11 protein-coding genes and 1 tRNA gene are annotated in these 12,672 nt (G+C 49.3%); 2 read left to right on the forward strand and 10 right to left on the reverse strand.

The window, feature by feature from the left end; genetic code table 11:
* Window positions 1–132: 132 nt before the first annotated feature.
* Genes yihA through lonB form a run of 3 tightly spaced genes read right to left on the reverse strand, consistent with a single transcriptional unit; the run spans window position 133 to window position 4,992 of the window.
* Window positions 133–720, reverse strand: a complete 588-nt coding sequence (yihA, locus tag BBD42_RS31100; protein WP_046229401.1) for a ribosome biogenesis GTP-binding protein YihA/YsxC — start codon at window positions 718–720, stop codon at window positions 133–135.
* Complete coding sequence (gene lon, locus BBD42_RS31105) at window positions 717–3,251, reverse strand: endopeptidase La (protein ID WP_099521308.1); 2,535 nt, start codon at window positions 3,249–3,251, stop codon at window positions 717–719. Before lon ends, yihA begins: the two co-directional genes overlap by 4 nt.
* Window positions 3,252–3,288: 37 nt before the next feature.
* Entirely contained in the window at window positions 3,289–4,992 is a 1,704-nt protein-coding gene (gene lonB, locus BBD42_RS31110; protein WP_099521309.1) for an ATP-dependent protease LonB, read from the reverse strand.
* A 159-nt stretch (window positions 4,993–5,151) separates the two neighbouring features.
* On the opposite strand from lonB, the gene BBD42_RS32600 reads away from it, so the two are divergent.
* Window positions 5,152–5,274, forward strand: coding sequence for a hypothetical protein (locus BBD42_RS32600; protein WP_257790758.1), 123 nt, complete (start codon window positions 5,152–5,154; stop codon window positions 5,272–5,274).
* An 18-nt stretch (window positions 5,275–5,292) separates the two neighbouring features.
* On the opposite strand, the gene ispG is transcribed toward BBD42_RS32600, so the two are convergent.
* The 5 genes from ispG to BBD42_RS31135 all read right to left on the reverse strand — a co-directional run bounded on the left by ispG (window position 5,293) and on the right by BBD42_RS31135 (window position 10,887).
* Window positions 5,293–6,405 carry a flavodoxin-dependent (E)-4-hydroxy-3-methylbut-2-enyl-diphosphate synthase gene (ispG, locus tag BBD42_RS31115; protein WP_099521310.1) on the reverse strand — a complete coding sequence of 371 codons (1,113 nt, stop codon included), beginning with the start codon at window positions 6,403–6,405 and terminating at the stop codon, window positions 5,293–5,295.
* Between the two features lie 94 nt (window positions 6,406–6,499).
* On the reverse strand, window positions 6,500–7,756 hold the full coding sequence (gene clpX, locus BBD42_RS31120) for an ATP-dependent protease ATP-binding subunit ClpX (protein WP_046229405.1): 1,257 nt from the start codon (window positions 7,754–7,756) through the stop codon (window positions 6,500–6,502).
* Between the two features lie 23 nt (window positions 7,757–7,779).
* Complete coding sequence (gene clpP, locus BBD42_RS31125; protein ID WP_056039867.1) at window positions 7,780–8,364, reverse strand: ATP-dependent Clp endopeptidase proteolytic subunit ClpP; 585 nt, start codon at window positions 8,362–8,364, stop codon at window positions 7,780–7,782.
* Window positions 8,365–8,582: 218 nt separating this feature from the next.
* Window positions 8,583–9,890 carry a trigger factor gene (gene tig / locus BBD42_RS31130; protein ID WP_056039866.1) on the reverse strand — a complete coding sequence of 436 codons (1,308 nt, stop codon included), beginning with the start codon at window positions 9,888–9,890 and terminating at the stop codon, window positions 8,583–8,585.
* A gap of 88 nt (window positions 9,891–9,978) precedes the next feature.
* Entirely contained in the window at window positions 9,979–10,887 is a 909-nt protein-coding gene (locus BBD42_RS31135; protein ID WP_481855906.1) for a hypothetical protein, read from the reverse strand.
* 292 nt (window positions 10,888–11,179) lie between these two features.
* On the opposite strand from BBD42_RS31135, the gene BBD42_RS31140 reads away from it, so the two are divergent.
* Window positions 11,180–11,253 (forward strand) — tRNA-Arg (locus tag BBD42_RS31140).
* Window positions 11,254–11,479: 226 nt separating this feature from the next.
* Here BBD42_RS31140 and BBD42_RS31145 read toward each other — a convergent pair.
* On the reverse strand, window positions 11,480–12,148 hold the full coding sequence (locus BBD42_RS31145) for an N-acetylmuramoyl-L-alanine amidase (RefSeq protein WP_099521312.1): 669 nt from the start codon (window positions 12,146–12,148) through the stop codon (window positions 11,480–11,482).
* Entirely contained in the window at window positions 12,141–12,629 is a 489-nt protein-coding gene (locus tag BBD42_RS31150; protein WP_099521313.1) for a phage holin family protein, read from the reverse strand. Before BBD42_RS31150 ends, BBD42_RS31145 begins: the two co-directional genes overlap by 8 nt.
* Window positions 12,630–12,672: the final 43 nt, after the last annotated feature.

Here is a 12,672-nt window from a genome sequence, read left to right on the forward strand (position 1 = left end):
GCATCCATTTATTCCTGCCGCTCAGTGCCGAAATTCTCGCATATTTCAGAAAAAACGGGAAAATTATGCGAGGAGCCCCACATATCTTCCTGTATTCTCTTTCTTATGTGAAAAGTTGCCGCACTTGCTCCCTTATGTGGATATCGTCTCCGTAATAACGCTCCATAATTCATCGCGGCCTTGGCCGGTCTCCGAGGAATAGAGCACCACTTTATCACGAGGGTCAGCTTGCAGCGTCGTCTTAATCATTTTAATATGCTTGTCCCATTTGCCTTTAGGGATTTTGTCCGCTTTCGTTGCAACAATGCAGGTTGGAATATTGTAATGTTTGAGCCAATTGTACATAAGCTGGTCATCCTTCGACGGCTCATGGCGAATATCGATAATAAGCAGTTGCAGCTTAAGCTCCTTGCGATCGCGAATGTACCTTTCAATCATTTGACCAAAAGCTTCGCGCTGGGTTTTGGAAACTTTGGCATAGCCATAACCCGGGAAATCGACAAAATAGATGCTGTCATTAACTCGGTAATAATTAAGCTGCTGGGTTTTGCCAGGCTGCGAGCTTGTTCTTGCCAAGTTTTTACGCATAATCATTTTATTTATTAATGAGGACTTCCCGACATTCGAACGCCCTGCCAGAGCAATCTCTGGCAAGGCATCCTCCGGGTATTGGTGCGGCTGAACCGCGCTTATAATAAAATCTGCTTGTGTAATCTTCATAATATAGGTGTTCCTGCTTTCTCTTCTGTGTTGGCCGGAAGCAGCGCATGCAGGAGGACTTCATCAATATGCCCAACCGGGACAAACGTTATCTCGCTCCGCACACTGTCTGGAATGTCGCGCAGATCGCGTTCATTATCCTTCGGCAGCAATATTTTCTTAATGCCTGCCCGGTGGGCGGCAAGCGATTTCTCCTTGAGTCCGCCGATTGGCAGTACGCGTCCGCGTAGCGTGATTTCCCCTGTCATCGCGACCTCTTTGGACACATAACGTCCAGTCAAAGCCGAAATAAGCGCAGTGGCTATCGTGATGCCTGCAGACGGTCCATCCTTCGGAATCGCACCTTCCGGAATGTGAATATGAATATCGTTTTTCTCATGGAACTGCGGGTCGATGCCAAGCTCCAGCGCCTTCGAACGCGTATAGCTGAACGCAGCCTGCGCCGATTCCTTCATGACATCTCCAAGCTGCCCCGTGAGCGTCAGCTTTCCGCTGCCCGGCATAACGGTCACCTCAATAACGAGCGTATCGCCGCCAACCTCCGTCCAGGCGAGGCCTGTAACGGCACCGATCTGATTTTCGGCCTCAGCCATGCCGTAGCGGAATTTCGCAGGTCCTAGCCATTCCTTCAGCAGCTCCAGATCAACGTTGAGAGTCTTCACCTCGGCAGGCTGCACTAACTCTGCTGAACGTTGCTCAGGCTGCTCGCCAGCCGCTTGCTGCTTCTCCAATCGGCCCGATACGGATGCCGTGTCTTCGCCTTCGCCAAATGCCGCTTCCAGCATATTCAGAGCTGGCTCATCCTGCTCAGCAGCTTCCTCTGCCTTAATCGGAACCGTGCCCGATGCAACAATTTGCTTCGCTGCCTTGCGGCAAATCGCAGCCATTTGCTGCTCCAAATTCCGCACGCCGGATTCGCGCGTATAATCGCGGATAAGCTGAAGCAACGTTTCCTCGCTCACATGCAGCTGCTCATCTGTAAGGCCATGCTCCCGCTTCTGCTTTGGCAGCAAATAACGCTCAGCGATTTTCAGCTTCTCAAGCTCGGTATATCCGGGAATGTACAGCACTTCCATCCGGTCCAGAAGAGGACGCGGAATGTTATGCATTGCATTCGCCGTCGTTACGAACATGACGCTCGACAAGTCGAATGGAACCTCAACAAAATGATCGCTAAACGTATTATTTTGCTCAGGGTCCAGCACCTCAAGCAATGCGGAGGCCGGATCGCCGCGGAAATCCATTGCCATCTTGTCGATTTCATCGAGCAGAAATACCGGGTTGCTTGAACCGGCCGTCTTCATGCCTTGAATAATGCGCCCTGGCATAGCACCCACGTATGTACGGCGATGCCCGCGAATTTCTGCTTCGTCCCGCACCCCGCCAAGCGATATGCGAACGAATTTGCGCCCGAGCGACTTCGCGATGGACCGGGCGAGCGACGTTTTACCAACGCCTGGAGGGCCGACTAGACACAGAATCGGTCCTTTAAGCTTTTTCACAAGCTGCTGGACCGCAAGGTATTCCAGTACCCGCTCCTTCGGTTTTTCAAGCCCGTAATGATCCTGATTGAGAATGTCTTCCGCCTTGGATAGACTGAGATCATCTTCAGTCTCCTTGTTCCATGGCAACGATAAGAGCCAATCGATATAATTGCGTATAACGCCGCCTTCAGCCGAGGTGGTCGGCATTTTTTCCAGACGGTCAATTTCTTTCTCAATCTTTTCTTTCACTTGGTCAGGTACGCCGGCCTGCTCCAGCTGGCTGCGCAGCTCCTCAACCTCGCCGGCGCGTCCTTCCTTCTCGCCAAGCTCCTTCTGGATCGCTTTCATCTGTTCGCGCAAATAATATTCCTTCTGCGTTTTCTCCATCTGCTTCTTGACGCGCTGGCTGATTTTGCGTTCCAGCTCCAGCACTTCCCGCTCATTGTTCAAAATATCGAGCAGACGCTCAAGCCGCTGACGGACATCGATCGTCTCCAAAATATCCTGCTTGTCTTTAATCTTGAGCGGCAGATGGCTCGTAATGACATCGGCCAAACGCCCTGGATCATCGATATCCGAGACCGCAGCATGCGTCTCTGGCGTAATTTTTTTGGACAAGGAAGTATAATGCTCGAATTGGCTGAGCACCGAGCGCATGAGCGCATCAACCTCAGGGTCGGTCGTCTCCTCTTCCGGAAATTCCTTAACCATAACCTCATAAAATTCTTCAGTCGGCAAATAATCCATAATTTCCGCGCGCAGGACGCCTTCCACCAGCACGCGGATCGTTCCGTTAGGCAGCTTAAGCATCTGCCGTACCTTCGCAATCGTACCGACTCTGTAAATATCTTCCTCAGTCGGCTCCTCTATGTTCACTTCCGATTGCGAGCAAAGCAATATCATATGATCGTCAACCATCGCGCGCTCTAGCGCGCGAACCGATTTGTCCCTACCCACATCAAGGTGTAGCACCATGCTGGGATATACCAGTAGCCCCCTGAGCGGAAGCAAGGGCAGCCGACGGTTTTTCGTTTTTCCGGGTCCCACACCAGCACCTCCAAAAGTTCAAGTCTCCCTTATTTTATCATTCTGCGGAATCAGCCTGCAAATAGGGAACAGCCGCCCCCATATACCGTTCGTTTGGAACGTGGTTTTCCACTTCGCTTACGATCGTATTTCCTAGAGGGAACACCAGATTAAATACCTCATCTACACGTTCCACAGGAATGACCTTCAAACCTTTCAGATCAGCAAAAATGGCCTGCCAGTTTTCACGCGGAATAATGACCGTATCTGCCCCTGCCTGAAAAGCTGCCTCCACCTTCGCCAGCACGCCGCCTACAGGCTTGACGTCGCCATGGATGCCGACTTCCCCGGTCATCGCCAGCTTGTTGTCGATGGTCTCGTTTTTGATCGCTGAAGCAATTGCCGTCGCCATTGCAACCCCGGCAGACGGGCCATCAATTGGCGTTCCGCCTGGGAAGTTGATATGCAAGTCATAATCCTGTGGATTCAGACCATACCGGCGCAGCATCGTCAGGACGTTTTCGACAGAGCCTTTCGCCATGCTTTTGCGGCGCAGCGTACGCGAGCCTCCGCCAAGCTCTTCCTCCTCGACCACTCCAGTAATCGTATATTGCCCTTTGCCGCTGGCGGCCGGAATAGCACTGACCTCCACTTCGAGCAGCATGCCCATATTCGGGCCATAGACAGCAAGGCCGTTGACAACGCCCACTTGCGGCGCCTCCGGCACCTTGCGCTCTGGACGCGGCGGAATTTGGCTGCTGTTCACAACCCATTCTACATCGGCTGCTGTAATGCGATCCCGTTTCTCGGACAAAGCAACACCTGCGGCCAGCTGAATGACGTTTACCGCTTCACGGCCATTTGTCGCATAGCGCTGCACGACCTCTACTGCTTCAGGGCATGGGGAAAATCCAATTTTCCGAATCGCATTTTCTGCAATGGAGGAAATTTCACCCGCAAGCAGCGGACGAAAGAAAATTTCCATGCAGCGCGAGCGAATTGCGGGCGGCAGCTCCTGCGGCGAACGTGTCGTCGCGCCGACAAGACGGAAATCGGCAGGCAGGCCATTTTGAAAAATATCATGGATATACGAAGGAATGTTGACATCCTCGGAATTATAATAGGCGCTCTCCAAATACACTTTGCGATCTTCGAGCACTTTTAACAGCTTATTCATTTGGACGGGATGCAATTCCCCGATTTCGTCAATGAACAAAATACCGCCATGCGCCTTCGTTACAGCGCCAGCCTTCGGCTGAGGGATACCAGCAACGCCCATCGCCCCCGCGCCTTGATATATCGGATCGTGAACGGAACCAATCAAAGGATCCGCAATGCCGCGCTCATCAAATCTCGCAGTAGTTGCATCGATTTCCGTAAACTTCGCTTCAGGCAAAAACGGCGAGGACGCATTTTTCTTTGCTTCCTCCAGCACAACACGAGCAGCCGCTGTTTTCCCGACGCCCGGCGGTCCATAAATAATGACATGCTGCGGATTTGCGCTGCACAGCGCGGCTTTAAGCGCGCGCAGGCCATCCAGCTGGCCAACGATATCCTGCATCGCCTGCGGCCTTGTCTTCTCGGCAAGCGGCTTCGTCAACGAGATGGAACGCAGCTTGCGCAGCTTATCCATTTCCTTGCGGGACTCACGGTCAACTGCAGACCGATTTGTTTTTTGATTGCGCAGCAAATTCCAGAAATACAAACCGATAACCACTGCAAAAAACACTTGAATCAACATCAAAATAATACTTAAATTCATTTGTTACCCGCTCCTCTCAAAGGCACACTCCGGCAATAAAGTTCATAACTGGTAGTATTGCCTCATCAGGAGAAAAATAACCATCTATATAAGCGTAAACGGCGTTGCCTTCCGTTGGCGGCAACGCCCGTTTTGCTCAGATATAGGAGCTGATTCGAGGTGAACCGGCTATCGCTGTCCATTGGCGGCGCTGCGCGTTTCATTCCGAGAAATATAGAGAAGGTAACGAGCAATGCAATACTTTCCTATATTTTCAAAAAAACCGTGCCGTCGTTCACATGAACAACAGCACGGCCATGTTTATAAGGCAGGCGTATGATGCTTGCGGCCAGGAATTTCTCCTGTTTCTTCAAAAGCTTGAACGATAATATCAATTTCCTTCTTCAGCTCATTCAGCAGCTCAGCCTCCGGAACTTTGCGAACCAGCTCTCCGTAACGGAATAGCATCCCTTCGCCTCTAGCTCCTGCAATACCGATATCTGCTTCACGCGCTTCACCAGGTCCATTGACGGCACAGCCAAGTACTGACACCTTGATCGGCACCTTGATTTTCGAAATATATTCCTCAACCTCATTGGCGATCGTGAACAAATCAATATCAAGCCGTCCGCAAGTTGGACAGGAAACGAGCGTTGCCGCATTCGTAATAAGCCCAAACGTTTTCAGCAGCTCGCGAGCTACCTTTACTTCTTCTACCGGGTCAGCACTTAGACTAATACGCAGCGTATTGCCGATGCCAAGCGTCAGCAGCGCGCCAATGCCGGCAGCACTTTTGATCGTGCCCGTATGCAGCGTGCCTGCTTCTGTAATGCCAAGGTGTAGCGGGTAACGGATCTTCTCCGCAGCCATCTTGTAAGCAGCAATAGCCATCGGAACGTCAGAAGCTTTGAGCGACACAATAATATCGTGGAAATCCAGCTCCTCCAAAATGCCAATGTGGAACAAAGCGCTCTCCACCATTGCTTCAGGCGTCGGATAGCCGTATTTCTCCAGCAAATGATTTTCTAAGGAGCCCGCATTTACACCGATGCGAATCGGAATGCCTTTTTCCTTGCAAGCTTTCACGACCGCTTCAACACGCTCGCGGCGGCCGATATTGCCGGGATTGATTCTAACCTTGTCAATGCCGTTTTCAATTGCAGCAAGCGCGAGCCTATAATCAAAATGGATATCGGCAACAAGAGGAATATGAATCCGCTTCTTTATTTCCTTAATCGCTTCCGCCGCTTCCTTATTGTTGACGGTCACGCGAACGACCTGACAGCCCGCTTCCTCGAGCCGAAGTATTTCCGCAACAGTTGCCTCTACGTCTGCCGTTTTGGTCGTGCACATACTTTGAATGATGACTTCGTCGCTGCCGCCAATCGTCAAGTTGCCGACTTTGACAGGCACCGTATCTTTACGTGTGTACATACAGTGATCTCTCCCATGAACGTCAAAGTCCACCCTCTTGATGCGAGCTATGAAGCCGCCCAGCGGGTGGAACAGTGACGGTGATGAATATTATTTAGGCGCTTTCTTCCTTCTTCTTGCCCTTCTTCGCAGTCAGCTCAGGCATAATTTTATCCCGAACAGCCTGCTCCGTAACGAGGCAAGTGTTGACATCATCGCGCGATGGAATTTCATACATCACATCAAGCATAATGCCCTCAATAATGGCACGAAGGCCGCGGGCACCCGTATTGCGCTTGATTGCTTCCTTAGCGATCGCTTCCAAAGCGCCTTCTTCGAAGTCCAATTTTACATTGTCCATCTCCAGCAGCTTCTGGTATTGCTTCACGAGCGCATTTTTAGGTTCGGACAAAATCCGTACCAAAGCCGGCTCATCAAGCGGCTCCAAAGTCGAGATAACAGGCAGACGGCCGACAAACTCGGGGATAAGGCCGAATTTGAGCAAATCTTCCGGCAATACCATCGACAAGTATTCGCCTGCTTTCAAATCCTTCTGTACTTCGCCAGTAGAATTGAAGCCGATCACTTTTTTGCCGATACGACGTTTGATCAGCTGCTCCAGGCCATCGAAGGCACCGCCGCAAATAAACAAAATGTTCGTCGTATCAATTTGGATGAACTCTTGATGTGGATGCTTGCGTCCGCCTTGTGGCGGTACAGAGGCAACCGTGCCTTCAAGAATTTTCAGCAGGGCTTGCTGAACGCCTTCACCCGATACATCGCGTGTAATTGAAGGGTTCTCGGATTTACGAGCAACCTTATCAATTTCGTCGATATAAATAATGCCGCGCTCCGCTTTCTCAACGTCATAATCTGCCGCCTGAATAAGCTTGAGCAAGATGTTCTCAACGTCCTCGCCCACATAACCCGCTTCAGTAAGCGAGGTTGCATCAGCAATTGCGAAAGGAACGTTCAAAATTTTAGCCATCGTCTGCGCCAACAGCGTTTTACCCGAGCCTGTTGGGCCAACGAGCAAAATGTTACTCTTTTGCAGTTCAACGTCTTCGATTTTGCTTTGAGAATTTACACGCTTGTAGTGGTTGTAAACAGCAACTGCAAGCGACTTTTTAGCAAATTCCTGTCCGATTACATAGGAATCAAGAATACCGCGAATATCTTGCGGCTTCGGAATGTCTTTCAGGTCCAGCTCTTCTTCATGACCTAGCTCTTCCTCTACAATCTCCGTGCAGAGCTCGATACATTCATCGCATATATAGACGCCGGGACCGGCAACCAATTTACGCACTTGCTCCTGCGATTTGCCGCAGAATGAGCATTTCAACTGGCCCTTCTCATCGTTGAATTTAAACATGGAATCACCCCTTCATCAAAATCTTATATCGGCGTGGTAATAACCTTGTCGATCAAGCCGTATTCCAACGCTTCCTGCGCACTAAGAAAATAATCGCGATCTGTATCGCGGTCGATTTTATCATAGGGCTGACCTGTACGCTCCACATAAATATTATTCAGCTTATGCTTCGTTTTAAGAATCCAGTCGGCATGAATTTTAATATCCGTAGCCTGACCTCTTACGCCGCCAAGCGGCTGATGAATCATAACTTCGCTGTTAGGCAGCGCAAAACGCTTGCCCTTGGCTCCCGCTGTCAACAGAAGGGAACCCATGCTCGCAGCCATACCTACACAAATCGTAGACACGTCCGGCTTAATATATTGCATCGTATCAAAAATGCCCATGCCAGCCGTTACAGAACCGCCAGGGGAATTGATGTACAGATGGATGTCTTTCTCAGGATCGTCGGCCGTTAGAAAAAGCAGCTGTGCAATGATGGAGTTTGCTACATCATCATCAATCGCACTTCCGAGAAAAATAATTCTGTCCTTGAGCAAACGCGAGTAAATATCGTAAGACCTCTCCCCGCGATTCGTTTGTTCGACTACGATAGGTACCAGATTCATCCGACCAACCTCTTTTCGTTTATGGCTTAATTTCTTGGCTTTATTGTAACACGCCAAAAGCTCACTGTCATTTTTCACTACTACCTTATGCGAACGGCGATGCTTGATATGTACGGAGAACTGCCCCGCGCTTGGTTGTACCATTATGTAGTTTGAAAATAAGGCACGTGGGTAGACGTGCCTTATTCTCAGGTTAATGCTTATATTCAGTTAATTGATTAAGCTTCCTGAGCCGCTTCAACGATCTTGCTGTTGTCATTCAGGAACTTGATTGTTTTGCGAAGTTGAACATCTTGCTTCAGGCTGTCGATGTTGCCGTTCTTCGTGAAAAGTTCACGAAGCTCTTCAACTGGACGGTTGTAAGAAGTCGACAGTGTTTCAAGCTCAGCTGTCAAATCCTCGTCTGTAATCTCGATGTTTTCTGCTTTAGCAATCGCTTCAAGAACCAGGTTGTTGCGAACGCGTTTAGCTGCATCGCCTGCCATTTGCTCACGAAGCACGGACTCGTCTTGGCCAGAGAACTGGTAGTACAGGTCCAGCGTCATGCCTTGCATGCGAAGACGGTTTTCGAAATCGCGAAGCATGAAATCCACTTCCGTATCAACCATTGGCTGTGGAATTTCTACTTGCGCAGCTTCGCTTGCTTTTTCAACGAGTTGAACTTCAAGCAATTGCTCTGCATCTTTAGCTTTCTTTTCTTTCAGCTTGCCAGCAAGATCTTGCTTGTACTCTTCAAGCGTATCAAATTCGCTGACATCTTTAGCGAACTCATCATCAAGAGCAGGCAGGCTTTTGCGTTTGATTTCGTGCAGCTTCACCTTGAAAATCGCTTGCTTACCAGCAAGGTTCTCAGCGTGGTACGCTTCCGGGAAAGTTACTTCAACATCTTTGAAGTCGCCGATTTGCATGCCAACGACTTGATCTTCAAAGCCTGGAATGAACGAATTCGAGCCTAGCTCAAGCGAATAGCCTTCGCTTTTGCCGCCTTCGAACTGCTCGCCATCTACATAACCATCAAAATCAATGACAGTTGTATCGCCGTTCTCAGCTGGACCTTCTTCAAGAACAGTCAGCTCAGCATGACGTTGCTGCAGGCGTTCCAGTTCAGCAGCGATTTCTTCTTCGCTAACTTCTGTGCTTGCAGCTGTAACTTCAAGGCCTTTGTACTCGCCAAGCTCAACTTCTGGCTTAACGATAACTTTAGCTTTGAATTTGAACGTTTGGCCTTTGCCAAATTGTTCAACATCGATTTCAGGACGGTCAACCGGCTGAAGATCGTTTTCTTCGATTGCGTTTGTGTAAGCTTCAGGCAGCAAAATGTCGATTGCATCCTGATAGAGGCTCTCTACGCCAAAGCGCGATTCGAACATGCCCCGTGGAACTTTACCTTTGCGGAATCCAGGAACGTTAACCTTTTGAACGACTTTCTTAAACGCCTCATCCAGTGCTACTGCTACTTTCTCAGCACCAACCTCAACATCGATGGATACGATGTTCTTGTCTATTTTTTCCCAAGTTGCTTTCATTTTATGCTTTCCCCTCCAAAAATACGCATACATCCGTAGATTTCACGTTTCATAAACCATTCTATTATAATAGTATTGAGCTTTTTAATCAAGGCTCGGGATCTTCATCCCCTGGCTGCGGTACAACGGCTACCTGACGAAGCGTCCGGCAAGCCTGTTCGTAACGGAATCTAAGTGCTTCTGTAATGCCGTATGTATCTCGAATATCATCATCATTGACGGTGCCATATACGGTAATTAACAAAGTCTGGTGCAGCGCTCCTGCGTAGCAATCCACCGTCTCCTCATCATCCCGCAGCATCCAAGTGTAAGCGGTCGTGCCGTATAAAAATTGCAAGCTATCTTTCCACAACTCTCTTGCAAAATGTGGAAGCGATGGATCATCCGCCTCCGTAATGCTTTCCACGCGCTCCAAAATGCGATTGACGGGCTGCGGGAAATCATCCATTGCAAGCGGCGTTGCCTCAATCTCCAGCTCTACTTGCTCGCCTAGCCGTTCCATAACGAGCCGTCCGGTCGCTCCTCGCTTGCGCAAGCACTGCAGCGCCTTGAACTGCACGATAGGATGAACGTCTGACGCCGTAGTGAGCCACTGTGAAATGATGTCATCCACCTCGGTTGCCCGAATGAATACCGCCCGCTCCAGCGCCAAAATCTGCTGATCAATCATCGGGTGATGCTTCATAATGTAGAGCACCTGTTTCACATAGCCTTCATCCTGTTCAGCAGGATTGAGCAGATCTTCACGTATCGCTTGCTCATCCGCTTCCTGCTCTGCTGGATTCATAGCGTCCTCTTCGCCTGGCACGCGATATTCCGGAAAAGCCATGTCGAGCCAGGAAAGCAAGCTTTCCCATTCCTCATAGTGGCGCTCGTCCTCGCCTTTGCAGGAAAGCAGGAACTGCAGCAGCCGCTTGGCTTCACCGTATTGCTCGGCTTCAAGCATCCGGGTCAATTGAATTTGATACTGATCCAACATTCGCGGGAACAAATACACGTTTTTTCCTGTGCCTTCATTATGCGAGTCATTGGGAGTTGTAATGGTACCACCACCTTGTCGGTCAAACTCCAGCTTCGTCTGTCCATTGCTTGCGATAGATTATACCATGGAAGCGGGCAATATAAAAATATACGTTTATCCGGCAGCATAATTTCAAAAAAAGCTTGCCCTGCCCATTGAAAATGTGTATATTAATTCATGTGGCTTTTTTACCCAACTGATTTCAAACCGAAACATGAAATTGCCTATTGCGTAAATGCAGGCCGCCATGCTATACTCATTCTTACGTGTCCCAGTAGCTCAGCTGGATAGAGCAACGCCCTTCTAAGGCGTCGGTCGGGAGTTCGAATCTCTCCTGGGACGTTTCCAGAAAAAAGAAGAACCATTTTAATAAATCTAAAAATGCCCACAAACGCTGTTATATCAACGTTTGTGGGCATTTTTGTTTAATTATCTATTGGTGAAGAATCCGCTTGAAAACGATTGGTTTTGAAATCGTTTTACACATTTTTTACACACGATATTTCAAGAATGAATGCGTTCGGTATACCATTTTCTTCATTTAATAAAATCCCAATCGCTTGGGATTTTATTTTGTAAGATCGACGCGCTTATTCGCTCCATCCCATTTCACTTTAGCGCCTAACGCCTCCGACACAGGGCGAACAGGGACGTATACAATCCCTGCTTTGCTGTCATACAATCCATCCGCTATTTGTTTCCCTCCCACGTACACTGATGCCTTATCCATTGCCTCGTCCTCCTTCATTTCTGCTTCCACACGATTTTTGAAGTTTGTCCAGCCTGCCCACTTGCCGTCGTCATACATCAGGCGCGGGCAAATCTTGCCGGACCAGTCGTAATGGCGACGCAGTCGGTCTACACCCCATCCGCGCTGCTTAAGCATGTCAGCTACCAGCTCGACGGCGTTATCAAGTACCTTGCTATAATCGCCACTCTCGCATAACTCAATTCCTATACTTGTACGGTTGCCGCTTCCTGCCTTGCTGCCGTCTCCGCTGTGCCACGCGTTTTCGGACAATGGTAGGCACTCTATTGCTCCCAATTGATCCACAACGATATGGTAGGAAGCCTCTCGCCCATTAGTCGGATTAGTAAGCCATGCACGCTCATTTGCTGCCGTGCTGGACTCGTTACCCGTGTTATGGATGGTAATAGTTGTCGCTGTCATCGGCAGCGCAGGACGGCGATTACATGCCGTCCCTTTCGGTATGTGATTAATCGTGTATTTAATCATTTAGAACCCCTCCTTCAGTATTTGCCCCACGCTGCGATGCGCGATCAATTTTTGCCTTTAGCTCTGAACTGATCATTTTCATAACCGGCTCAGGAATCCATTTTCCCCATCCGGCCCGATACGCATTGGCCGTCAACGACTGCCAGGTGTGATAAATCAACCCAATCGTAATCGCGTAGAAAAATAGCCCCGGCATGCTGAGCAGCATGTCGAAAAGGTTAGCAAGTACAGGAAGGGCAAACAGAAAAATCGTTCTTGGAGCTCCTTCGCGTAATCCGTATTCCGAAGAAAAGGTTCCGTCCTTATGCGAAGCTGCAATGCCAGTGATCCAGTCGAGCACAATCACCACAACAAGGAGCAAAATCGGGACCAAACGATCCGGTCCATAAAATACCCCAATCCATGGGGCAAGGAACGCCCCTACTGCTGCCGCCATTGTTTTACCTGGCGTAATGTCTACCGCAAATAATTGTCTGTACATTATTCTCTCTCCTTAAATTTCAAATGGAATAAAAAATGACTCC

This window comes from Paenibacillus sp. BIHB 4019 (assembly GCF_002741035.1).
GTDB lineage: Bacteria > Bacillota > Bacilli > Paenibacillales > Paenibacillaceae > Pristimantibacillus.

What these genes read in the sequence shown, in the direction of transcription:
- yihA (WP_046229401.1), bottom strand. Translation starts at nt 720, where the DNA reads ATGAAGATTACACAAGCAGATTTTATTATAAGCGCGGTTCAGCCGCAC.
- lonB (WP_099521309.1), bottom strand. Translation starts at nt 4,992, where the DNA reads ATGAATTTAAGTATTATTTTGATGTTGATTCAAGTGTTTTTTGCAGTG.
- ispG (WP_099521310.1), bottom strand. Translation starts at nt 6,405, where the DNA reads ATGTACACACGTAAAGATACGGTGCCTGTCAAAGTCGGCAACTTGACG.
- clpX (WP_046229405.1), bottom strand. Translation starts at nt 7,756, where the DNA reads ATGTTTAAATTCAACGATGAGAAGGGCCAGTTGAAATGCTCATTCTGC.
- clpP (WP_056039867.1), bottom strand. Translation starts at nt 8,364, where the DNA reads ATGAATCTGGTACCTATCGTAGTCGAACAAACGAATCGCGGGGAGAGG.
- tig (WP_056039866.1), bottom strand. Translation starts at nt 9,890, where the DNA reads ATGAAAGCAACTTGGGAAAAAATAGACAAGAACATCGTATCCATCGAT.
- BBD42_RS31145 (WP_099521312.1), bottom strand. Translation starts at nt 12,148, where the DNA reads ATGATTAAATACACGATTAATCACATACCGAAAGGGACGGCATGTAAT.
- BBD42_RS31150 (WP_099521313.1), bottom strand. Translation starts at nt 12,629, where the DNA reads ATGTACAGACAATTATTTGCGGTAGACATTACGCCAGGTAAAACAATG.